Origin of the sequence: Microbacterium foliorum, assembly GCF_003367705.1 — a bacterium.
Lineage (GTDB): Bacteria > Actinomycetota > Actinomycetes > Actinomycetales > Microbacteriaceae > Microbacterium > Microbacterium foliorum.
Genome location: NZ_CP031425.1, coordinates 2,825,965 through 2,847,999 on the forward strand (window position 1 = coordinate 2,825,965; position 22,035 = coordinate 2,847,999).

The following is a 22,035-nucleotide window of genomic DNA, read 5'->3' on the forward strand; positions in this document are numbered from 1 at the left end:
GGTCACGGACGCGCGTCCGGCGCCGTGCTGTCCGATGCGGGGCCGTCGTCGGTCTCGTCGTCGAGCCGCGCGAGCTCCTCCTCGAGACGGCGGATGCGGGCATCCTGCTCGCTCTTGCTGATGCTGCGGAGGAACTGGGGGTCATCATCCGGAGCGACGATGCGGATGGCGCCGCCGTCGTCGTTCGCGCGGCGTCGGCCGAGCGTGAACCACAGGATGCCGCCGATCACCGGGACCAGGGCCACGATCGCGATCCAGATGCCCTTGCTCACGCCACGGTGCCGTGTCTGCGGCTGGACGGCGCAGTCGACGATGCTGTACACCCAGAAGATGGCTGCCAGGAACCCGCCCACGATCAACAGTCTCGCCACCCCTTCAGTCTAGGCGGGCATACGGGCGGCGGCTCTGCCCTGCCCCGGTCCTCGCCCTCACCGATGCCGGATCGTGAGATCGCGCAGTCCGGACGACGGCTCGGCGGACGACGGCTCGGCGGACGGCGGCTCGGCGGACGACGCTGAGAGCCGCACAGCCCGCAGCGAGCACACAGGCGTACGGTCGTCTCATGACAGATCCCCTCGACATGATCGCCCGCCAGCAGCCGCTCGACTCGGAGTTCGGCTACCGCTCCACTGCGGCCGAGGTGATCGCCGGCATCGACCTCTCCGGCCGCACGGCGATCGTCAGCGGCGGGTATTCCGGGCTGGGCCTCGAGACGGTGCGCGCCCTGTCGGACGCCGGTGTGCACGTGATCGTCCCGGCGCGTCGTCCCGACGCTGCTCGACAGGCCCTCGACGGGGTCGGTGGCACCGAGGTGCGCGCGGCCGACCTGGGCGACCTCGACTCGGTCGCCGCGTTCACGGAGTCTGTTCGGCGCGACGGCCGGCCCATCGATCTGGTGCTCGACGTGGCCGGGATCATGGCGACGCCCTTCGAGCACACCGCTCAGGGCTTCGAGTCGCAGTTCGGCACCAACCACCTGGGTCACTTCGCCCTCGTGGGCGGTGTGGCCGATCTGCTGACGGACCGCGCGCGGGTCATCTCGTATTCCTCGGGGGGCCACTACCGCTCGCCGGTGCGCTTCGACGACCTCGACTTCGAGACGACGCCCTATGACCCCTGGATCGCCTACGGGCAGTCGAAGTCCGCGAACGCGCTGTTCGCGGTCGGGCTGGCGCGTCGGGGCGCCGACCGCGGCATCCTCGCGTTCTCCGTGCACCCGGGCGGCATCATGACCGAGCTGCAGCGGCACGTACCGCGCGAGGAGCTGCTCTCGCGCGGCTGGATCGACGCCGACGGCACACCCAACCCGCGGTTCAAGACCCCCGCCCAGGGCGCGTCGACCGGGCTGTGGGCGGCGACCGCGACGGAGCTCGTCTCCCGCAGCGGCGCGTACTGCGAGGACTGCGCGATCAAGGGCATCGTGCCGGCGGATCACACCGACATGACCACCGGCGGTGTGAAGGAGTGGGCGATCGACACGGATGCCGCCGAGCGCCTGTGGGCGCTGTCGGTGGCGGCGACCGGCATCGACGCGTTCGCCTGAGAACGACGGTCGGGGTGGCGACTCAATCCCTGCCCAGCCGGAGGATGCGGTCGTCGCCCTGCGCCGGACTCCCGCGGCCGTCGGTGTTGGCGGTGAGCATCCAGAACGTGCCGCCCTCGCCGACGACGATGTCGCGCAGGCGGCCGAACTCGCCGACGTACTGCTCGGTGCTGCGGCTCAGGTCGTCGAGCGGCACGAGCCGCAGGCGTTCGCCCCGCAGGTTGGCGATGACGATGTCGGATCCGGTGACCGCGATCCCGCTCGGACTCGCCGAGTCCGGCGCCCACTGCTGCACGGGGTCGATGTAGTCGTCGTCTCCGGCGATCCCCTCGGCCTCGGGCCAGCCGTAGTTGCCCCCTGGTTCGATCACGTTGAGTTCGTCCCAGGTGTCCTGTCCGAATTCGCTCGCGTACATCGCCCCGTCGGCATCCCACGCGATCCCCTGCGGATTGCGGTGCCCGTAGCTGTATACCGGCGACCCGTCGAACGGGTTGTCGTCCGGCACCTCTCCCTCTGGCGTGAGCCGCAGGATCTTGCCCGCGAGCGCGTCGAGATCCTGGGCCGCATCGCGATCTCCCGCATCCCCGGTCGTGATGTACAGCATCCCGTCGGGTCCGAATCCGAGGCGCCCGCCGTTGTGGTTGCCCGCGGCGGGGATGCCGTCGATCACCGTCGTCGGCAGCCCGAGGGACAGGTCACCCGGCTCACCGCGGATGTCCCGCCGCTCGACACGGTTCTCGTCCGCCGCGGTGATGTAGGTGAAGAGCTGGTCCTCGTGCACGGCCAGCCCCAGCAGACCTCCCTCGCCCCGCGCCGAGACGCCGTCGATCACGGCCACCTCGCGCGCCGTGCCGTCGTCGGCGATCTCGAGAACCCGCCCGCTGTCGCGCTCGCTCACCAGCGCGACCTCGCCGTGGAAGGCGATCGACCAGGGTGCCTCGAGCCCCTCGGTGAACGACTCGGGGGCCGGCGCCGAGGCCGGTGCGGTCTCCGTCGCCGACTCCGACGTGCAGGCCGTCAGCAGCAGGACCGCCGACACGGATGCGGCGGCGAGCGCCGACGCTCGACGGTGTCCGGAGGTCGGCGAGTGCGGCGAGGTGTCCACAGGATGCAGGGGCATGACTCCATTCAACGCGGTGGCGGCGGCCGGCGACAGGTCGGATCGGATGCTGTCACCGCACCGCGGCCGTCGGTACGCTGAGCGCATGACCGAGACGCGATCCGCCGCGCATCCCGTGCTCGCCGTGGTGAGGCGGATCCCGGCGACCCTGACGATGGTGCTGCTGATCCTCCTCGTCGGCGTGGCCTGGCAGGGACTGTGGCGCCCCTTCGAGAGCACCCCGTTGTTCGAGAGCGTGGCCTACGGGCTGCCGAACTTCCTCGCCGGCAAGTGGTGGACGCCGCTGACCGGGACGTTCTTCGTCAACGCCCCCTGGGTCTATCTCTTCACCATCTCGGGCTTCTGGGGCATGGCGTACCTCGAGTTCCGCCGGGGCAGCCGGGTCGCTCTCGCCTACTACTGGATCGGCCAGCTGTTCGCGATGTTCGGGACCGCCCTCGTGCTGCTGCTCGCCTCGCAGCTGCCCTGGGCGTGGGCCGCCACCCAGGCGCAGGCGCTCGACGTCGGAGCATCCGGCGGGACGATGGCGTGCATCGCCGCCGCTGTGGGACTCTTCCGCCCGCCGTGGCGGGTGCGGGGCTGGCTCGTGCTGCTGGGGTTCGTGTTCATCTCGATGCTGTTCTGGGGCAAGGTCGCCGACCTCGAGCACCTGCTCGCAGTGCTGCTGATCCTGTTCGCCGACCGCACCCTGCGCGTCCAGCGCACGACCGTGCGGGAGCAGCGCCTCGTCGCCGTCGTCTCCCTGCTGATCCTCGGCGCGGTCGAGATCATCACCACCCTGGTGGCCACCGACGGTCCGTTCGGTCAGACCGATCCCGCGTCGGGCGGATTCATCGACCTCGCGCTCGACCTCGTCGTGATCATGGTGCTGGTCACCGGCCTGCGCCGCGGGCGACGCTGGGCGTGGGTGCTCGTGATGCTGCTCGGGCTCTTCAACATCCTGGTCGGAGCCCTCGTGCTCGTGCTCATCACGGTGTTCTCGCAGGCTGACATCGACCTGCGCTGGGACGGCGACACCGAGCTCGCTCTCGCGAACGCCGTGCTCTGGGTGATCATGCTCGCGTATCTGGTCGCGGTGCGTCGGGCGTTCCGCGCGAAGCGGAGATCGCTGCTGGGGACGCAGCCCGCTCCGACCGTCGACGAGGTGAAGGCGGCGCTGCGGGAGCACGGCGGCGGCACCCTGTCGTGGATGTCGACGTGGGAGGGCAACAGCTACGCCCGCGTCCCCGGCGGGCTTGTCGCCTATCAGCGTCGGGCCGGGGTCGCCCTCGCGCTCGCGGATCCGATCGGCCCGGCGCAGGCGCGCGCCGGGGCCGTCGCCTCCTTCATCCGTGCGGCCGAGAACGCCGGGCTCGTGCCGTGCTTCTTCAGCGCCGACGACGCCACCCGCAGGGCGGTACCCCCGACCTGGCGCAGCATGGTGGTCGCCGACGACACGATCGTCGATCTGCCCGGCCTGGAGTTCACCGGCAAGCGCTGGAACTCCGTGCGGACCTCGCTGAACAGGGCGGGCCGCGATGAGATGACGTTCCGGATGACGCACCTCAAGGCCGAGTCGTGGGGCGTGCAGCAGCAGCTGCGGGCGATCTCCGAGGCCTGGGTCGGCGACAAGGACCTCCCGGAGATGCGGTTCACCCTCGGCACGCTCGATGAGGCGGAGGATCCCGCGGTGCGCCTCGCACTCGCCCTCGCACCGAACGGCGACGTCGACGGGTTCCTGTCGTGGCTGCCGGTGTACGGCGAGGGCGGTGCCGTGCGCGGATGGACGCTCGATCTCATGCGCCGCCGCGAGGGCGGCTTCGGCCCTGTGATGGAGTACCTGATCGGGTCGTCGGCGCGGCAGTTCTCGGAGGAGGGCGCCGAGATCATGTCGCTCTCGGGTGCCCCGCTCGCCCACGACTATCCGCCGGACGCGGGCATGATCGCGGCTCTCAGCGACCGTCTGGCCGAGGCGCTCGAACCCGTGTACGGCTTCGGCTCGCTGCACCGCTTCAAGCAGAAGTTCCACCCGCGCTACGAGACCATGTACCTGCTGTATCGCGACGAGGTCGACCTCGCTGCGATCGGCCGCGGCCTCACCCGAGCATTCCTGCCCGATGCGACTCTGCGCCAGTTCGCCGGCGCAGGGCTCGAGCTGGTGCGCGGCACCGGCGACGACAAGGACTGACCCCCGCGGTCACCCGTCTCGCGGGGGCTTGCGCAGGTTCTTGACGCCGGTGCGCTGCTTCTTCGCGGTCAGGCGCCGCTCCTTGGAGCCCCGGCTCGGCTTCGTCGCACGGCGCTGCGGGGCGGGCGGGCGCAGCGCATCGGCGACGAGCACCACGAGCCGCTCGCGGGCGGCATCGCGGTTGCGCAGCTGGGCCCGGTGCTCGGAGGCGGCGATCGTCAGCACCCCGTTCACCAGGCGACCGCTCAGCCGGTCGAGAAGTCGCTCGCGCTGGTAGGGGGTGAGCGATGCGCTCGCCCCCGCATCCCACACCAGCTCGACGCGGGAGTCCGCGGTGTTCACGCCCTGACCGCCCGGGCCGGACGACCGCGAGAAACGCCACGACAGCTCGGATTCAGGGATCGTCAGACCTGACGAGACCCGGAGCCCTGGACGGTGGGATGACGGCATGCTTCCATCATCCCTCCCGTCCGGTCAGTTGTTCACGCGCGCGAGCTCCGTCGGCATGACAGCATCGCCGTCGACAGGCCGGCGCTTCGCGGTGTCCACGATGTGCGCGCGGGCGACCACGACCACGGCGACGACCATGAGCGCGGCTCCGAGCCAGTACGGCGCGGCATGGCTCACGGTCACGTAGAGGGCGCCCGCGATCAGCGGCGCCACCGTGCCCATCGCCGCGTTCAGCGACTGCGTCGCGCCACCGAGCCATCCCTGCTCGTCGTCTCCGACCGCATTCGACATCGCGCCGTCCATCGCCGCGGTCGACGCCCCCTGCCCCGCGGCGAGCAGGAGGGCGCCCACGATGAACACCCACGGCTGCGCGAAGATCGAGGCGACGATCGCGAGGGCGGTGAGTCCGATCGCCTGCGCGACGATGCCGCTGATGATCACACCGCGCTCGCCGATGCGAGGAAGCAGGATGCCGAGCAGCAGGCCCTGGATGAGGATGTCGATGATGCCGACGCCGGCCGTGAGCAGACCGATCTGCGTCGGCCCCCACTGCACCGCATCCAGCGCCAGCACGCTGAAGTTGTTGACGAAGAAGCCGAACGGCAGCGCCAGCAGGCCGAAGCCGATCATCAGGCCGCGCAGCTCCCTGCGCCCGAAGGCCTCCTTGAAGACTCCGAACGGCTGGATGTCGCGCACGGCGATCCGAGCGATGCGGTTCTCGGGCGCGAGGCTCTCGGGCAGCAGGAAGATGCTGAGGATCGCGATGGTGAGGCCGACGGCGGCGGTGAGGAACACCGGCAGCTGCAGACTCACGGTGGCGAGCAGACCGCCGATGGCCGGCCCGATCATCATGCCGATGCCCGAGAGGGCGCCGAGCAGACCGAAACGCTGAGCCCGCTTCTCGGGAGGGGTGATGTCGGCGAGATACGCGAACAGCGCGGGCAGGTCGCCGGCGGTGAGCCCCTGGATGACCCGGGCGAGCACGAGCACCCAGATGGCGCCGCCGATGCCGAACAGGGTCATGGCGAACGCGGCGCCGAATGCGGCGCCGATGATCACGGGGCGGCGGCCGAAGCGATCGGACAGCCGGCCGAGGAACGGGGCGACCAGGAACGCGCACAGGCCGTTGATCGCCTCGAGCACGCCGACCCAGATCGCGAGGTCGCCCTCGTGCGAGACGTACTGCAGGACGACGAAGGGCAGGACGGGGAGCACGACGGTCATACCGACGACGGCCAGCATCGTCAGCACGACGAGCATGAGCCACGCGCGCTTTTCGCCGCGTGGAGACGAGATTTTAGGTGTAGTCACTCCGTAACTGTATCAATACCAGTTTTGGTGTCAAGCCGGTTGTGGAACGAGTGCGCGATACCCTGGACGCATGACCGATACCGAGCCGCTCGGACGCCGCGAACGCAAGAAGGCAGCGACCCGCAAGAACATCTCCGACGTCGCCACGATGATGTTCCTCGAGCGCGGCTTCGACAACGTCAGCATCCGCGAGGTCGCCGACGCCGCCGACGTCTCCCCCACCACCGTGTTCGCGCACTTCCCGCAGAAGGAGGCGCTCGTCTTCGACGAGGACGACGAGCAACGCGATCGACTGGTCTCCGCCGTCCGCGAGCGTGCGACCGGCGTGACGATCAATCAGGCGATCCGCGACTTCTACACGGCCGAGGTGGGCGCGAACATCGACGAGCACGGCAACGACGTGGCGCGGATCTTCCTCCGCTTCCTCAACGACACTCCGGCGCTGCGGGACTACGCGGCGCGGATGTGGCTGCGGCACGAGGACGCCCTGGCCGCCGCGATCGCCGATGAGCTCGGACTGACGGCGCCGACCCCGGAGATCCGGGTGTACTCACGTTTCGTCCTGCAGATGCAGCCGCTCGTCAACGAGAACGACGACCAGCTCGGCATCCTCGATGCGGGGTTCCGCGTGCTCGAGAGCGGATGGGCCCCGGTCGAGGCGCGGATCGCCGCGAGCGACGCCCGATAGAGCCCGACGCGGAGCGCAGAGTGAACTCCTATCGACAGGACGAGTGGGCCGCGAGCCCGGTGCAGCCGTCGACCATCCGAGAGCCGTACCTGATGGGCACGGGTGTCGTCACCGGCGAGGACACCGACACCCGGCCGCTCGCACCGCCGCACGCACACCCCGATGCGATGCTCGCCTGGTGCTACCGCGGCACGGTCTGGGTGCAGCTGCAGGACGCCATGTGGCGCCTCGCCCCCGGGCAGGGCATCTGGATTCCCGCAGGCACGCCGCACACCGCTCGCCATGAGCGCGACTCGACCGGGTGCTACACCTACATCTCCGATGCGTCGCTGCTCTCGCCCATCGACGACATCGTGCAGGTGCTGGTGCCGCGAGCCGTGCAGGAGATGCTGCTGCACCTCGGAGTGAACGACATGCCCACCGCACTGCGGGTGCGCATCCAGTCGGTGCTCATCGAGATGCTGCAGCACCCGTCGACAGAGACCGCAGACGGCTGGGGCGAGGTGCCCATGCCGACCGACGAGCGGGTGAGATCGCTGGTGCAGGCCGTGCTCGCCGACCCGGGCGACCCCCGCAGTGCGCGGGATCTGTTCGGCGCTCACGGGCTTCACGAGCGCACCGTCCTGCGCATCTTCCAGAACGACGTCGGCATGTCCTTCGGCCGATGGCGGACCGGCGTGCGGATGACCCTGGCTGCACGACTGATCGTCGACGGCACACCCATCGGCGCCGCGGCGCACCGCTGCGGATACGCCACGACCAGCGCCTTCTCCGCGGCATTCAAAGAGCGGTTCGGCTCGACCCCGCGGCAGCATGTGGCGCGCGTGCAGGCCGACCCGGTTCATCAGCGGTACTGGCGGTGACGCTCCCGGGATGACCCCGGACTGTCGTTTCGGCGACACAAGTCGTCTGCCCCTCGACACTCAGCGGGCATCTCGCGTTCTAGCATCGTTGTGTTAGGGCATGCTTACCTAACTTTCCGCCGCGTGGACGCGGCACGCCCCTCCCCTCTCTCTGAAGGAGAATCATGACGCACGCTTCTGCGCGCCCGAAGACCCGCCGGGGTGCCGCGCTCGTCGCGGCCGCCCTGGCCGCGACCCTCACCCTCGCGGGGTGCGCGACACCGGCCGACACCGCGGAATCCGCCTCCGCCTCGGCATCCGGCGATGCCGTGGTCATCGAGCACGCCCACGGCGAGACGGTCATCCCCGAGAAGCCGCAGCGCATCGTGACCCTCGGCTGGATGACCCCCGACATCGTCGCCGCCCTCGGCACGAGCCCGGTCGGCATGGAAGAGGTCTGGGGCGCCGACGAGAGCGGCTACCAGCCCTGGTTCGAGGACTTCGTCACCGAGGAGTACGGAGAGACGCCCGAGATCATCCCCTTCACGGAGGACGGGCCGAACTACGAGGCGATCAAGGCGCTCAAGCCCGACCTCATCCTGAGCCTCTACTCGGGAGTCACCGACGTCGAGTACGAGCGTCTGACCGAGATCGCACCGACCGTGCCCTACATCGAGCGGGCCTGGGACCCGAGCACGTGGGAGGACATGACCCGCACGATCGGCGCGGCGATGTCGGAGGACGCGAAGGCCGAAGAGCTGATCGCCGAGACCGAGGACATGATCACCACGCTCGCCGACGAGCACCCCGAGTTCGACGACAAGACCTTCGTCTGGGGCCTGACCCTGAACGAGGGCGGCACCGACCTCGGCGTCTACCTCGAGTACGACCCGCGCGTGCGCATCACCGAGGCGCTCGGCTTCACATCGACGTCGGCGATGGACAGCTTCCTGGCCAGCGCCGAAGGCGACAACTGGTACACCGGCGTGAGCCTCGAGAAGCTCTACGACGTGCAGGCCGACCTGTTCGCCGCATGGGGCGGCAGTGCGGATGAAGGCACGTACACGGTCGAGAACAAGGTCGTCTCGCGCTGGGCGCCGATCGAGGCCGGCTCGTACGTGATCTACGCCGACGCCGCGGAGGCATCGGCGATCAGCGCACCGACCGTGCTCTCGCTGAAGTACATCCTGCCGAAGTACGTCGACGACCTCGCCGCCGCGCTGCAGGGCGAGCCGACGATCGCCGGCGAGTGATCCGAGAGATGTCCTTGGCGACGGAAGACGGCACGGACGTCTCGAACACCGGCGCGGGGAGTCGTGCAGACGGCTCCCCGCGCCGCACCGGCACGCTCGCGGCGGGACTGATCGTGTCGGTGATCGTGCTGGGCGCCGCCGCCATCGCCTCGCTCGCGATCGGCAACCGTGCGATCGATCCGGCGACGGTCCTGCACGCGCTCTTCGCCTACGACGATGACGACCCCCTGCATCTGATGGTCCGGGAGCTGCGCGTGCCCCGCACGCTGCTCGGCATCGTCGTCGGAGCGGCCCTCGCCGTCTGCGGCGGGCTGATCCAGGCCTTCACCCGCAACCCGCTGGCCGACCCCGGCATCCTCGGGGTGAACGCGGGCGCCTCGTTCGCCGTCACGTTCGCCGTCGGGATCCTCGGGCTCACCACCCCCGGCGCCTACGTGCCCTTCGCACTGCTGGGCGCGTTCGTGCTGACGATGCTCGTCTACGCGCTGGGTTCGTTCGGGCGCTCAGGCGCCACGCCGATGAAGCTCACACTCGCGGGGGTCGCGCTCGGCGCCGCCTTCACCGGATTCACGACCGCGATCGTGCTGCGCGACCTCGGCACGCTGCAGGTCATGCGCTTCTGGGGAGTCGGATCCATCGGCGGGCGCACCCTCGACCAGCTCGCCTGGGCGGCCCCGCTCATCGCGACCGGGCTCGTCATCGGACTGCTGTGCGCACGGTCGCTGAATGCCCTGGCACTCGGCGACGACCTGGCGCAGTCGCTCGGGGCACGCGTGCGCGTGACGCGCGTGCTCGTCATCATCGCCGTGACGGTCCTCGCCGGCACGAGCGTCGCCGCCGCCGGCCCCATCGCCTTCGTCGGCCTCATGATCCCGCACGTCGTGCGCTGGTTCACCGGACCCGATCAGCGCTGGGTCCTCACGTACTCGATGATCATCGGTCCGGCCTTCCTGCTCCTCGCCGACATCCTCGGCCGCATCGTGCTGCCCAGCGGCGAACTGCGCGTCGGCATCGTCACAGCGCTGCTCGGCGCACCGATCCTGATCATCCTCGTGCGTCGCAAGCGGGTGAGCGGACTGTGAGCATCGACCAGCGCCGCGCGCCGTCTTCGGACCTGCGGACCCCCGAGCTCGCCCCTGTCGATCACAGTCGTCGGCTGCTCCGCATCGAGACCTCGCGGGTCGCGGCACTCATCCCGGTGCGCGCGGTCGCAGTGAGCGCCGTCCTCGTCGCGGTGATCATCGCGGCGGGCCTCGCATCGATGACGATCGGCGCCTACGAGGTCGACTTCCCCTCGGTCATCCGCGCGATCGTCGACCCGGCATCCGATCCCGACATCCGCCAGGTCGTCTTCGAATGGCGGCTGCCGCGGGTGCTCTTCGCGGTGCTCTGCGGGGCGGCCCTCGCTCTGGCCGGCGGCATCTTCCAGTCGCTCACCCGCAACCCGCTCGGCTCCCCCGACATCATCGGCTTCGGCGTCGGCGCCCAGTTCGGCGTGACCCTGATGATGGTCGTGCTCGAGCTGAACACCTACATGTTCAAGGCGGTCGGCGCTCTCGTCGGCGGGCTGATCACCGCTCTGCTCGTCTACGTTCTCGCCCACAGGAACACGCTGTCGTCGTTCCGGTTGATCATCGTGGGCATCGGCGTCTCCGCGGGCCTCGGGTCGCTCACCTCCTGGATCCTGATCTCGGTCAGCGTCGAGAAGGCCATGATGGCGGCGACCTGGGGCGCCGGCTCCCTCGCCTCCCTCGGATTCGACCAGCTGGTTCCCGCCGCGATCGTCTTCGCGGTCGTCGCCCTCGCCTCCCTGCCCCTGAACCGCACCCTGCCGGTGCTCGAGATGGGCGATGATGCGGCCACCGCCCTCGGCGTGAGCCCCGGACGCACGAGGCTCTCCGCGATGGTGTTCGGGGTGGCGCTGGTGGCCCTCGTCACCGCCGCCGCGGGTCCGATCTCGTTCATCGCCCTCGCCGCACCGCAGATCTCGCAGCGACTCACCCGATCGAACACGCCGATGGACACGGTCCCCGTGATGCTCACGGGTGCCGCACTCGTCGTCGTCTCGGACACCCTCGCCCAGCTCGTCGCCGTGCCGGTGGGAGTGGTGACCGTATCGGTCGGCGGGATCTACCTCGCCTGGCTGCTGGCCGCCCAGTACGCGCGCCGCTCCTGAAAGGACCACCGATGACCACCTCGCTGCAGGCCCGCGACATCACGCTGAGCTATTCCGACACCCCGATCGTCTCGGGGCTGACGCTGGAGGTGCCGGATGACTCGTTCACGATCATCATCGGCCCCAACGCGTGCGGCAAGTCGACGCTGCTGCGCGGCTTCGCCCGGCTGCTGCGCCCGAGCACAGGCACGGTGCTGCTCGACGGCGCCGAGCTGCGCTCCCTGAAGCCGAAGGACGCCGCGAAGAAGCTGGGACTCCTCCCCCAGTCCTCGATCGCACCCGACGGCATCACGGTCGCCGACCTCGTGGGCCGCGGCCGCTTTCCGCATCAGAGCGCGATGCGCACGTGGAGCAGCGCCGACGAGCGGGCCGTCGCCGAGGCGATGGCCGCCACCGGCGTGACCGACCTCTCCCGGCGCCTCGTCGACGAGCTCTCGGGCGGTCAGCGCCAGCGCGTCTGGGTCGCGATGGCCCTGGCTCAGCAGACCAGGCACCTGCTGCTCGACGAGCCGACGACCTTTCTCGACATCGCGCACCAGATCGACCTCATGGAGCTGTTCGCCGACCTGCACCGCAACGGCACGACCCTCGTCGCGGTTCTGCACGACCTCAACCACGCGGCCCGCTACGCCACCCACCTCGTCGCGATGCGGGACGGCGAGATCGTGGCACAGGGAGACCCACGGGAGATCATCACGGCCGAACTCGTCGAGGCCGTGTACGACCTGCCCTGCACGGTGATCACCGATCCGGTCTCGGGCACTCCGCTCGTGCTGCCGCTGGGGCGGCGGACGCGATGACGACCACACCCCGCCGGCTCTTCGCGCTGGCCCTCACCTCGCAGGGACGCGGGATCACCCTGACCGCCGCGACGACGCTGCTCATCGTGCACTCGCTCACCGAGGCCGCGATCCCGGTGATCATCGGCGCCACGATCGACCGCGCCGTGCTGCCGTCAGACCCGAAGGCTCTCGCGCTGTGGCTCGGCGTGCTCCTCGGCACGTTCCTCGTGCTGACCGCGAGCTACCAGGCCGCCTCCCGTCTGATGGTCGGCGTCTACGGTTACGGCGAGCAGGCACTGCGCCACCTCACCCTCTCGCGGATGCTGCGTCCTCGCCTCTCCCGACGGACGATGACCCCGGGCGAGGCGCTGACCTTCGTCACCTCCGACACGTATCGCGTGGCGGGCGTCGCGTGGTCGGTCGCCCAGCAGTGCGCCACGATCGCGGCGATCGCGGGCGCCGCGTTCGCGATGCTGCTGATCTCTCCGGTCACGACGCTTGTCGTGTTCGCGTCGACCGTCGCGATGATGGTCACGATGCGGATCGTCTCGCGTCCGCTCGAGCGTCGAGGTGCCGCAGAGCAGCACGCCGCGACGGAGGCGGGCGCCGTCGCTGCCGACTTCATGGCGGGGTTCCGGGTGCTCGTCGGCATCGGCGCCCGCGAGGAGGCGGTGCGCCGCTACGTCACGGCCAGTGACGCCAGCCGGATCGCGGCGACGACCGCCGGGCGATCGCTCGCCGCCTACGACGCGGTGAGCGCCGCGCTCGCGGCGGTGGCGACGACCGCGCTCGCCGGGCTGTCGGCGTGGTTCGCGGCCGAGGGCCAGATCAGCATCGGCGAGCTCGTCACCGTGCTCGGTCTCGCGCAGTTCCTCAGCGGCTCGCTCGCGTACGCCGGATCGTTCCCCTCGAACTGGATCCACAAGCTCGCCTCGGCGAAGCGGCTGGCCGCGATGATCGACGCAGACGACCTGCTCGACGCCCCGCTCACCGCGCCCCGTTCCGCGCAGCGCCGCCCCGCCGAGGCGGGTGTCGCTCTGACGTTCCGCCCCGGCCCCGAGGGCTCTGCGCACATCGATGTGCACCGCGGCGAGCTGCTCGGCATCCGCCCCTCCGACAGTGACGAGGCCCGCACGCTCTCGCGGCTGCTGGGGCTTCGCACGCCTCCCGGCCCCGACGCGGTCGCGGTCGCCATCGACGGCGCCCTGCACGACCCGAGGCATCTGGATCCGCGAGAGTACCGCCGACGCGTCGTCGCGCTGCCCCACCGTCACACCATCGCGAGCGGCACGCTGCGCGAGGCCGTGGGAGGCCACGGAGTCACGGCCGCCCCGTCGCCCGAGATGACAGCGGTCGCCGCTCTGCACGACACGATCACCGAGGCCGGCGGATGGGACGCCCAGGTCGGAGAGGCCGGCAGACGGCTGTCGGGGGGCCAGCGTCAGCGCATCGGGATCGCGCGTGCACTGCACACCGACGCCGACGTGCTGGTGCTCGACGAGCCGACCTCGGCCGTCGACGCCATCACCGAGGCGCACATCGCCGCAGCGCTGGCCGCGCTCGACCGGACGACCATCGTGATCAGCACGTCACCGGTGCTCCTCGGCGCCTGCGATCGGGTCATCGACCTGTCCCCCGAAGGAACGGATGCCGCCCATGGCTGAGGCCCCGACCCCGCTGCTGCCGATCGCGACGGGCGCCAGGGTGCGCGTCGTCATCGCGACGCTGCTGCGCCGCCACCGCGGACGGGCGGTGGCGACCGCCGCACTGTTCCTCGTCGCGTCCGCACTGGGAGTGGTGCTGCCCGCGTGCCTCGGCCGCATCGTCGACGCGGTCTCGAACGATGCGGGCATCGCGGTCGTCGCCGGCTGGGTCGTCGCCGCGGGAGCAGGCGCCGTCGGCGCCGCCCTGGCGATGCTCTGGGCCGCTCGTGTGCTGGCCGGACTGGTTCAGGATGTGCTGGCCGACCTGCGTGAAGACGTGTTCGCCTCGGCGATGCGCCTGCCGGTGAGCACGGTCGATGACGGAGAGACGGCCGACCTGCTCTCCCGGGTGACCGGTGACATCGATGCGGTGGCCGAGGCGGGCGGCAACGTCGTACCGGTGCTGCTCTCCGCGGGGTTCGCGATCGGGGTCTCCGTGATCGCACTGACGGCCCTCGATCCGTGGCTCGCTCTCGCGGGAGTCGCGAGCGTGCCGTTCTACGTGCTGGGCACCCGGGCGTTCCTCCGTCGCTCTCGTGTGGTCTTCCGTGAGGTGCGCGTGCGCGAGGCCGCCCGCAGCCAGGCCGTGCTCGAGGCGGTGGAGGGCATCGAGACGCTCACCGCTCTCGGCGAGCAGGACCACGCGCTCGAACGGGTCAGCACGCGGGCGGAGAACTCGATCCGGATGCAGGTCGAGGGCGTGCGGGTGCGCAACCGGCTGTTCCGCTGGATCAACGGCGGCGAGCTGGTCGGCCTCGGCGCCATCCTCGCGACGGGGTTCCTGCTGCACGCGAGCGGCGCGGTCACCGTCGGCATGGTCACCACCGCGGCGCTGCTGTTCCATCGGCTGTTCGATCCGGTGGGTCAGCTCATCTTCGGTCTCGACGACATCCAGCGCGCGGCGATCGGACTTGCCAGGCTCGTGGGGGTCATCGACCTCGCTCCGGCGGCGCCGCGGGGCGCACCGCGCGGTGCCGGCGACAGCCGACCCGCCGCTCGCCAGGCGGTCGGCATCGAGCTGCGCGATGTCGCCTACCGGTACCCGACGACGGGGCGCGGCATCAGCGACGTCACGCTGAGCATCGCCCCTGGCACGACCACCGCGCTCGTCGGATCCTCGGGTTCGGGCAAGAGCACCCTCGCTCGGGTCATCGCCGGGCACCACCCGCCGACTTCTGGCGTCGTGAACCTCGTACCCGAGACGACCGTCCCGTACTACCTGTCGCAGGAGCTGCACCTGTTCCGCGGCACGATCGCCGACAACCTGCGCCTGGTCGCCCCCACGGCGACCCACGACCAGATGGTCGCCGCGCTCATCGCCGTCGGAGCCGAATGGGCGATCACCTCGCTGGGCAGATCGCCGGGCACCTCATCGTCTTCCACCCACAGCGGCACCGACACCGGCATCGCCATGGACGAGGGACGCATCCAGCAGCTGGCCATCGCGCGGGCGCTGCTCGCGGACCCCGCCGTCGTGATCCTCGATGAGGCGACGGCCGATGTCGGGCTCCCCCATCGCGACGCCGTCGAAGCGGCGATCCGGGTGCTGCGCAGGGATCGCACGACCGTGCTCATCGCGCATCGGCTGGAGCCGGTGTCGACCGCCGACCAGATCATCGTGTTCGCCGAGGGGCGCGCGGCCCAGCGCGGCACGCACCGTGACCTGCTGGCGGTCGACGGGCTCTACCGCCGCTTCTGGCTCGCGCAGACGGAAGCCCCGCAGCCCGATCGCCATCCGAACGCACATCGCCACCCGAACGAGCATCACCACCCGAACGCACATCGCCACCCGAACGAGCAGAGAGAGACCCCGTGAGCATCCACCGCGGCACCGTCACCCACACCACCGCCCTGACCCCGATGCTCACCCGCGTCACTCTCGGCGGCGCCGATGTCGCCCAGTTCCTCAGCACGGGCATCGGCGACGAGTACGTGCGCGTCTTCTTCCCCACGGCGACGACCCGACGGTCGTCTCGCTGCCCGTACCGGCCGGCGACTGGTGGGAGACCCCGGATGGAGCGCCCCAGGCCCCGATGCGCACGTACACGATCAGCGGCGTGCGCCCGGATGCCGGTGAACTCGACATCGACTTCGTGATCCACAGCTCGGGGGTCGCAGGGCCGTGGGCGGCGCGCGCCGAGCCAGGCCATGTGCTCGGACTCACCTCGCCGACAGGGCTGTACTCGCCGCCTGCGGGCATCACCTGGCAGGTGCTCGTCTGCGATCTCACAGGACTTCCCGCGGCAGCGCGCATCGCTGCGGACACTGCGGCCGGCGTCCGCACCCGGATCGTCGTCGAAGTGCCGCCAGAGCACGATCGGGGTGCCTTCGACTTCGGCTCGGAGGCCGACGTCACCTGGGTGGTCGGCGGCAACGGTCACGGCCCCAGTGCGCTCGGTCAGCTGGTGCGGGGCATCGTCGACGAACGACTCTCGCTCGACGAGGGATACGTCTGGGTCGCGGGCGAGACGGTCGCCCTGCGAGACGCCCGCAAATACCTCAGGCGCGAGCTCGGCCTCGCCGCGACCCGGTTCAAGGTCGTCGGATACTGGACCCCCATCGACTCGTGGGACACGAAGTTCGCAGCCCTGCCCGAGTCGGTGCGCAGGGATCTCGACGCGACCTGGACGGAGAGCGAGGGCGCCGAGCCCGAGGACGTGCAGGTGCGGTTCGAGGAACGGCTGGATGCGCTCGGCCTCTGATCCCGACGGTGTTCGCGAGAGGCACGTGCACCTCTGAAGTGGACGCGACGGCGGGAGTCGAACCCGCCACGCCATCAGGTATGAGCTGAGGCCCGGGACCGCCCGGATCGCCGCGATGATGACGACGCTACCCGGGTCCGTCGCCGATGGCGAAGATCGTTGCGGGGGTTGACAGAGTGCGTCGGATCATGACGCCGCACGTCGCCCCGTGACTCTCTCGCCCGTCATCCCCGACGCCCACGCTCACGCCCACGCCCACGCCCACGCCCACGCGGCACAGAGACTGCCGAAACGGAAAAGGGGGAAGACGCCCCCGCGCCTTCCCCCGCCGGAGCCAGGAAAGGCTGCGGCCGCCCGGCAGAGAGTGCCGGGGGAAGGACCGCAGAGGGCCCTCCCCCTGTAGAGACGCGGGAGATCACGGATCATTACGCGGTCGCCCGGAATATCACATGTGGCGCGTTCAGACCTCGAGCGTGGCCACGATCTTTCCCCGGCCGCCGCCGACGGCGAGATCGGCGAGAGCTGCCGGAAGCTCCTCGAACGGGTAGGTCTTCGAGACGACGGGCGTGATCACCCCGTCATCCACCAGCGACGCGATGCGAGCGAGCTGTCGGCCCTCGGCGCGCATGAACAGGAACTCGTAGTCGACCCCGAGGCGCTTCGCCTGGCGTCGGATACGTCGGCTCATCGCGGCGATCGCGAGTCGCACCACGGCGTTCAGACCCATGCGCTTCGCGAACGCGGGGTCGGGCGGGCCCGAGATGCCGATGGCCAGGCCACCCGGGCGCAGCACCCGCAGCGATCTCTCGAGGTTCTCACCGCCGAGGCTGTCGAGCACGAGGTCGTAGCCCGAGAGCACCTCCGCGAAGTCCTCCGCGCGGTAGTCGATCACGACATCGGCACCCAGTGCGCGGACGAAAGCGGCGTTCGCCGCACTCGCCGTGGTGGCGACGGTCGCTCCGAGGTGCTTCGCGAGCTGGATCGCGATCGAGCCGACGCCGCCCGCGCCCGCGTGGATGAGGACCTTCTGCCCTGGTTCGATCCGACCACGCTCGACCAGCGCCTGCCAGGCCGTGAGCGCCACGAGCGGCAGAGACGCGGCCTCGGCCGCCGTGATCCGCGTCGGGATGAGGGCGAGATCGGCCTCGGCGACCGCGGCGCGTTCGGCGAACGCGCCCATGCGCCCCTGATCCGGCCGGGCGAAGACCCGATCGCCGGGCCGGAAGGACTCCACGAGTCGCCCGACGCGGATCACGGTGCCGGCCACGTCGTTGCCGAGTACGACCGGCAGGGAGTACGGCAGTTTCTGCGCGAACTCGCCGATGCGGATCTTCTCGTCGAGCTGGTTGAGCCCGACGGCCTCGACCCTGATCAGGACGTCACGGTCGCCGACCTCGGGCTCGGGGATCTCCCTGAGCTCGATCGGCTGCCGATATCTCTCGAGGACGAATGCACGCATCACCGTTCTCCTTCGCGACTCGGGATCAGACGGCCGACGGACGAAGCTGCGGATAGACCGCATCGAGTGGCGCGCTCAGCCCGGCCTTGAGCTGCACCGAGATCTCATCGGCGAGCACCTCGTACTCGTCGCGTCCGGTCGCATCGAAGACCGCGCGCACGAGGTCTGCGGGGTCGGTCTTGGGGTCTGAGACGTTCTCGGCCATCGCGGTGTCGACGTATCCGACGTGCACACCGACGACGTGGACGCCCGCCGGAGCGAGCTCGAGACGCAGAGAGTTGGTCGCCGACCACAGGGCGGCCTTGGTGGCGCTGTAGATGCCGCCGACCGCGAACCACGCGAGAGCCGAATGGATGTCGATGACCGTGGCACCCTCGCGACCCGACAGCAGCGGGGCGTATGCGCGCGCCAGGAACAGCGGCCCGAGGAAGTTCGTCTCGACGTTGTGGCGGATCTCGTCGTCCGTGTGCGTGAGGATCCCCGCCGTCGGCACGGAGGCGCCGGCGTTGTTGATCAGCACCGTCACGTCGGATGCCACCGCCACGGCGTCGCGGATGGACTGCGCGTCGGTGACATCGAGCGTCAGCGGCACGACCCGCGCGTCAGCCCACTCGCGCGGGGTGCGGGCACTGGCGTAGACCTTGGCCGCGCCGCGTTCGAGAGCCTGGTGCACGAACTGCGTGCCGATACCTCCGTTCGCACCGGTGACGAGGACGACAGCTCCCTGGAGTGAAGGCATGGACCGCTCTTTCTTCTTTGCGACAATGAGGGGATGATCGCTGAGCACACGCACAAGCGACTCAACTCATAACCGACTGTACTCAGTTTCTATTCCGAGGGGATCAGAATGTCGAGCCAGGCCACGCCTCTCGGACGCCGCGAGCGGAACAAGCAGCAGAAGCTCGAGAGGATCAGGGCGGCTGCGGCCGAACTCTTCACCGCCCACGGCATCGACGACGTCACGACCCAGCAGATCGCCGAGAAGGCGGATGTCGGCACCGGCACGCTCTTCCTCTACGCCAAGACGAAGGGCGAACTGCTGCTGCTCGTGCAGAACGTGCACTACGCCGCGGCCCTGGAGACCGGGCGCCAGGCGGCCGCACGGGCAGAGAGCACGCTGGACGCGACCATGGCTCTGCTCCGCCCGATCATCGAATGCAACCGCGTGCAGGTCGAGAACGGCCGCACCTACCTGCGCGAGATGGTGTTCGGCAATCCGGCCGACGCGCACCATGCCGAGGCGCTGCGGATCGTCGGAGAGACCGAGACGGCACTGACCGACATCCTGAAGCGCGATCCGCGGATCGACGACCAGCACGCCCCGACACTCGCGCGCATGGTCTCGGCCGCGATGTTCGTCACGATGGCGGCCGGCGTCAACGCCGAAGCGAGCATCGACGACATCACCGACGACGTCAGGACACAGGTCGAAGCGCTGCTCGATCGGTGAAGCGCGCTCGATCGGTGAAGCGCTGCTCGATCGGTGAAGCCGGAGCTCAGCGCCGGATCGAGTCCTGGAACGGGTTCGGCTCGAGCGTGAAGTCCGTGGACGCGTCGGCCCAGGTGCCGCCGTCCACCGGTGCACGACCGCGGCGCACCGCGGCGATGGCTGCGGTGGCGGGCGCCCCGATCGCGAGAGCAGCAGCACCGCTGAACGTGCGGTCCTCCGAGCCGAGCACGCTCGCGCGGTGCCAGGCCTCGTGCATCCGTCCGCCGCGCGCCGCGGGCACCCGGCGCGCAGGCAGCGCCCCGGCTCGCCGCAGCGCCACCAGCTGCTCGACATGCGACCACCACGTCGACTCCGAAGACGGGTGGAAGTAGTTGTCACGCAGCCACTCGGGATGCGGGTGCCGGAACCGACCGGCGACGACCTCGTTGCGCCCGCCGAGCAGACCGCTGCCGACGAACACCGTGTTCAACAGACTCTTGCTCACCCCGAACGAGTCCAGGGCGATGACGGGGACTCCGAGGGCGACGGCCTCGATCGCCGCGGTCGAGCTCACGGTCACGAGCCCCGCCGCCGTCGACAGCGCCTGGGCCATCGACGAGTACGAGATCGCCAGGTTGGGGGGCAGCCGCGTCGGCAGCAGGTCGAGGTACGGGGCGCTCTCGAGGTGCGTCTCGGCCTCGCCCGGCCGCGAGCGCAGCTTGAGCACCACACGGCGGGTCGGATCGGCCTCGGCCGCGCGCACCAGAGTGGCCGCGATCTCGTCTCGCTGGTCGCGGTCGACGGGCACGAGGGCCTGCGCCGCGAACACGATGTCGGTCGCGGGCGGGCGCAGCGGGCGCGACGAAGCCTGCGGCATCGGTCGTTCGGCGACGAGGGTGCTCGCGCGGCGGTCGGAGTCGCCGGCGGCGGCGCGCACCCTGGCCGGGTCGCTCGCCGGCATCCGCGACCTCTCGCGCGCGAACGGCAGCGTGGCGAGGGCCGTCGGCACCTGCACCCCGATCCGGCGCCCCAGTTCGGCGAAGGCCCGCTCCTCCCGATGCGAGTGCACCACGAGGAGGTCGCTGTGACGGCGGTAGTCCAGCGCACCGAGTTGCGCGGGGATCGCCATACCGGGAAGGCCCGTGACGACGACCGGGCGACGGGTGAGCGCGTCGACGACCCTGCCCATGAGCCGTACGAACGGACCCCGACCGGCGAGCAGGACGACGTCGGGGCGCTGCCCCTCGAGCCACCCTGCAGCCTGCGCGAACGCCACCCGGGTGACGTTCTCGGGCAGCATCCCTGTTCCGGCCAGCGCCGTGCGCTGCTGCGCGACGCTGGCCGTCAGGGGCGTCTGCACGAGCAGCAGATGGCGACGGATGCCGGGCACACCGCCGAGCAGCGACGCCGACCACTTCACGAACGAGTCGGCGTCGGCGATCGCGACGACCCGCAGCGCGCCCGATCCGAGCGCACCCGATCCGCTCGCGCCCGATGCGCTCATGCCCGATGCGCTCATGCCGGTTCCGCTCATGCCGAGATGCGACGGAGCTTCGCCATCGGCGCGCGCTCGCTGTCGAACACCCGCTTCACGCCGTCGCCGAGGGCCGTCTCTATCACGCGGATGTCCCGCACGAGATGCTCCAGTCCCGTCGGCTCGAGCGAGGCGGCGTGGTCGGAGCCCCACATGGTGCGATCGAGGGTGATGTGCCGTTCGACCGCGACGGCGCCGATCGCCACGGCGGCGAGCGAGATCTGCAGACCGCGCTCGTGACCCGAGTACCCCACCGGGATCCCGGGGTAGCGGTCGCGCAGCGACGCGATCGCGCGGAGGTTGGCCTCCTCCGGCTCCAGCGGGTACGTCGAGGTGGCGTGCATCAGCACGACCCGGTCCGTGCCGAGCGTCGCGAGTGCGCGGTCGATCTGCTCGATCGTCGACATGCCCGTCGAGAGGATGATCGGCTTGCCCGTCTCGCGCAGCGCGACGAGCAGCTCGGTGTCGGTGAGGCTCGCGGAGGCCACCTTGTGGGCCACGACGTTCAGTTCTTCGAGGAAGTCGACGCTGGGCACATCCCAGGGGGAGGCGAACCAGTCGAGGCCGAGCATCGTGGCGTGATCGCCGATCGCGACGTACTCGTCACGTCCGAACTCGACGCGCCGGCGGTAGTCGAGGTAGCTCATGGTGCCCCACGGCGTCTCGCGCGGCACGTCGCGCATGTGCTCGGGGGTGGAGATCTCGGGTGTGCGCTTCTGGAACTTCACGGCGTCGGCACCGGCCTTCGCCGCGACATCGATCAGGCGCTTGGCGATGTCGACGTCGCCGTTGTGGTTCAGGCCGATCTCGGCGATCAGATAGGCGGGGTGGCCGCCGCCGATCACGCGTGAGCCGATGCTGACAGTCATGGTTCCT

At 70.3% G+C, this 22,035-nt stretch carries 20 protein-coding genes, 1 tRNA gene and 1 pseudogene; 13 read left to right on the forward strand and 9 right to left on the reverse strand.

Annotated elements, in window-relative coordinates:
• Window positions 1–2 precede the first annotated feature (2 nt).
• Complete coding sequence (locus DXT68_RS13450; RefSeq protein WP_045253878.1) at window positions 3–371, reverse strand: PLD nuclease N-terminal domain-containing protein; 369 nt, start codon at window positions 369–371, stop codon at window positions 3–5.
• 191 nt (window positions 372–562) lie between these two features.
• On the opposite strand from DXT68_RS13450, the gene DXT68_RS13455 reads away from it, so the two are divergent.
• Window positions 563–1,543 (forward strand): oxidoreductase, encoded by a 981-nt coding sequence (locus DXT68_RS13455; RefSeq protein ID WP_115760504.1) that lies wholly within the window; start codon window positions 563–565, stop codon window positions 1,541–1,543.
• A gap of 22 nt (window positions 1,544–1,565) precedes the next feature.
• Here DXT68_RS13455 and DXT68_RS13460 read toward each other — a convergent pair whose 3' ends face one another.
• Complete coding sequence (locus tag DXT68_RS13460) at window positions 1,566–2,663, reverse strand: PQQ-dependent sugar dehydrogenase (protein WP_045253879.1); 1,098 nt, start codon at window positions 2,661–2,663, stop codon at window positions 1,566–1,568.
• Window positions 2,664–2,748: 85 nt separating this feature from the next.
• On the opposite strand from DXT68_RS13460, the gene DXT68_RS13465 reads away from it, so the two are divergent.
• A complete protein-coding gene (locus tag DXT68_RS13465; RefSeq protein WP_045253930.1) occupies window positions 2,749–4,830 on the forward strand; it encodes a bifunctional lysylphosphatidylglycerol flippase/synthetase MprF in 2,082 nt (693 codons plus the stop codon).
• A gap of 9 nt (window positions 4,831–4,839) precedes the next feature.
• Here DXT68_RS13465 and arfB read toward each other — a convergent pair whose 3' ends face one another.
• Together arfB and DXT68_RS13475 are read right to left on the reverse strand one after the other, a co-directional pair.
• Entirely contained in the window at window positions 4,840–5,280 is a 441-nt protein-coding gene (gene arfB / locus DXT68_RS13470; protein ID WP_045253880.1) for an alternative ribosome rescue aminoacyl-tRNA hydrolase ArfB, read from the reverse strand.
• Between the two features lie 24 nt (window positions 5,281–5,304).
• Window positions 5,305–6,591 (reverse strand): MFS transporter, encoded by a 1,287-nt coding sequence (locus DXT68_RS13475; RefSeq protein WP_244268165.1) that lies wholly within the window; start codon window positions 6,589–6,591, stop codon window positions 5,305–5,307.
• A 70-nt stretch (window positions 6,592–6,661) separates the two neighbouring features.
• Between DXT68_RS13475 and DXT68_RS13480 the strand changes: the two genes are divergently transcribed.
• The 10 genes and pseudogenes from DXT68_RS13480 (at window position 6,662) to DXT68_RS17255 (ending at window position 16,737) form a co-directional block, all read left to right on the forward strand.
• Window positions 6,662–7,279 (forward strand): TetR/AcrR family transcriptional regulator, encoded by a 618-nt coding sequence (locus DXT68_RS13480; RefSeq protein ID WP_045253882.1) that lies wholly within the window; start codon window positions 6,662–6,664, stop codon window positions 7,277–7,279.
• Window positions 7,280–7,299: 20 nt separating this feature from the next.
• Entirely contained in the window at window positions 7,300–8,142 is an 843-nt protein-coding gene (locus DXT68_RS13485) for a helix-turn-helix transcriptional regulator (protein ID WP_045253931.1), read from the forward strand.
• Between the two features lie 164 nt (window positions 8,143–8,306).
• A complete protein-coding gene (locus DXT68_RS13490) occupies window positions 8,307–9,374 on the forward strand; it encodes an ABC transporter substrate-binding protein (protein ID WP_045253883.1) in 1,068 nt (355 codons plus the stop codon).
• 8 nt (window positions 9,375–9,382) lie between these two features.
• The gene (locus tag DXT68_RS13495) at window positions 9,383–10,456 is read left to right on the forward strand and encodes a FecCD family ABC transporter permease (protein ID WP_045253932.1); all 1,074 of its coding nucleotides are present in this window, start codon (window positions 9,383–9,385) and stop codon (window positions 10,454–10,456) included.
• Window positions 10,453–11,550 carry a FecCD family ABC transporter permease gene (locus DXT68_RS13500; RefSeq protein ID WP_052677693.1) on the forward strand — a complete coding sequence of 366 codons (1,098 nt, stop codon included), beginning with the start codon at window positions 10,453–10,455 and terminating at the stop codon, window positions 11,548–11,550. The genes DXT68_RS13495 and DXT68_RS13500 overlap by 4 nt, the downstream gene beginning before the upstream one ends.
• 11 nt (window positions 11,551–11,561) lie before the next feature.
• Window positions 11,562–12,350 (forward strand): ABC transporter ATP-binding protein, encoded by a 789-nt coding sequence (locus DXT68_RS13505; protein WP_052677694.1) that lies wholly within the window; start codon window positions 11,562–11,564, stop codon window positions 12,348–12,350.
• Window positions 12,347–13,996, forward strand: coding sequence for an ABC transporter transmembrane domain-containing protein (locus DXT68_RS13510; protein ID WP_045253885.1), 1,650 nt, complete (start codon window positions 12,347–12,349; stop codon window positions 13,994–13,996). Before DXT68_RS13505 ends, DXT68_RS13510 begins: the two co-directional genes overlap by 4 nt.
• A complete protein-coding gene (locus tag DXT68_RS13515; protein ID WP_052677695.1) occupies window positions 13,989–15,851 on the forward strand; it encodes an ABC transporter ATP-binding protein in 1,863 nt (620 codons plus the stop codon). Before DXT68_RS13510 ends, DXT68_RS13515 begins: the two co-directional genes overlap by 8 nt.
• 44 nt (window positions 15,852–15,895) lie before the next feature.
• A pseudogene (locus DXT68_RS17250) lies at window positions 15,896–16,152 on the forward strand (siderophore-interacting protein); the annotation flags it as partial.
• A gap of 93 nt (window positions 16,153–16,245) precedes the next feature.
• Entirely contained in the window at window positions 16,246–16,737 is a 492-nt protein-coding gene (locus DXT68_RS17255) for a siderophore-interacting protein (protein ID WP_244268171.1), read from the forward strand.
• A gap of 39 nt (window positions 16,738–16,776) precedes the next feature.
• On the opposite strand, the gene DXT68_RS16990 is transcribed toward DXT68_RS17255, so the two are convergent.
• From DXT68_RS16990 to DXT68_RS13530, 3 genes are all read right to left on the reverse strand, one after another.
• Window positions 16,777–16,852 (reverse strand) — tRNA-Met (locus DXT68_RS16990).
• Window positions 16,853–17,197: 345 nt separating this feature from the next.
• A complete protein-coding gene (locus tag DXT68_RS13525; protein WP_045253886.1) occupies window positions 17,198–18,196 on the reverse strand; it encodes an NADP-dependent oxidoreductase in 999 nt (332 codons plus the stop codon).
• 25 nt (window positions 18,197–18,221) lie between these two features.
• The gene (locus tag DXT68_RS13530) at window positions 18,222–18,935 is read right to left on the reverse strand and encodes an SDR family oxidoreductase (RefSeq protein ID WP_045253887.1); all 714 of its coding nucleotides are present in this window, start codon (window positions 18,933–18,935) and stop codon (window positions 18,222–18,224) included.
• A gap of 108 nt (window positions 18,936–19,043) precedes the next feature.
• Here DXT68_RS13530 and DXT68_RS13535 point away from each other — a divergent pair, with 108 nt between their 5' ends.
• The gene (locus DXT68_RS13535) at window positions 19,044–19,646 is read left to right on the forward strand and encodes a TetR/AcrR family transcriptional regulator (protein ID WP_045253888.1); all 603 of its coding nucleotides are present in this window, start codon (window positions 19,044–19,046) and stop codon (window positions 19,644–19,646) included.
• A 46-nt stretch (window positions 19,647–19,692) separates the two neighbouring features.
• Here DXT68_RS13535 and DXT68_RS13540 read toward each other — a convergent pair whose 3' ends face one another.
• Both DXT68_RS13540 and DXT68_RS13545 read right to left on the reverse strand, forming a co-directional pair.
• Entirely contained in the window at window positions 19,693–21,159 is a 1,467-nt protein-coding gene (locus DXT68_RS13540; protein ID WP_156149284.1) for a DUF6716 putative glycosyltransferase, read from the reverse strand.
• Window positions 21,156–22,028 (reverse strand): N-acetylneuraminate synthase family protein, encoded by an 873-nt coding sequence (locus DXT68_RS13545; protein WP_045253890.1) that lies wholly within the window; start codon window positions 22,026–22,028, stop codon window positions 21,156–21,158. Before DXT68_RS13545 ends, DXT68_RS13540 begins: the two co-directional genes overlap by 4 nt.
• Between the last annotated feature and the right edge of the window lie 7 nt (window positions 22,029–22,035).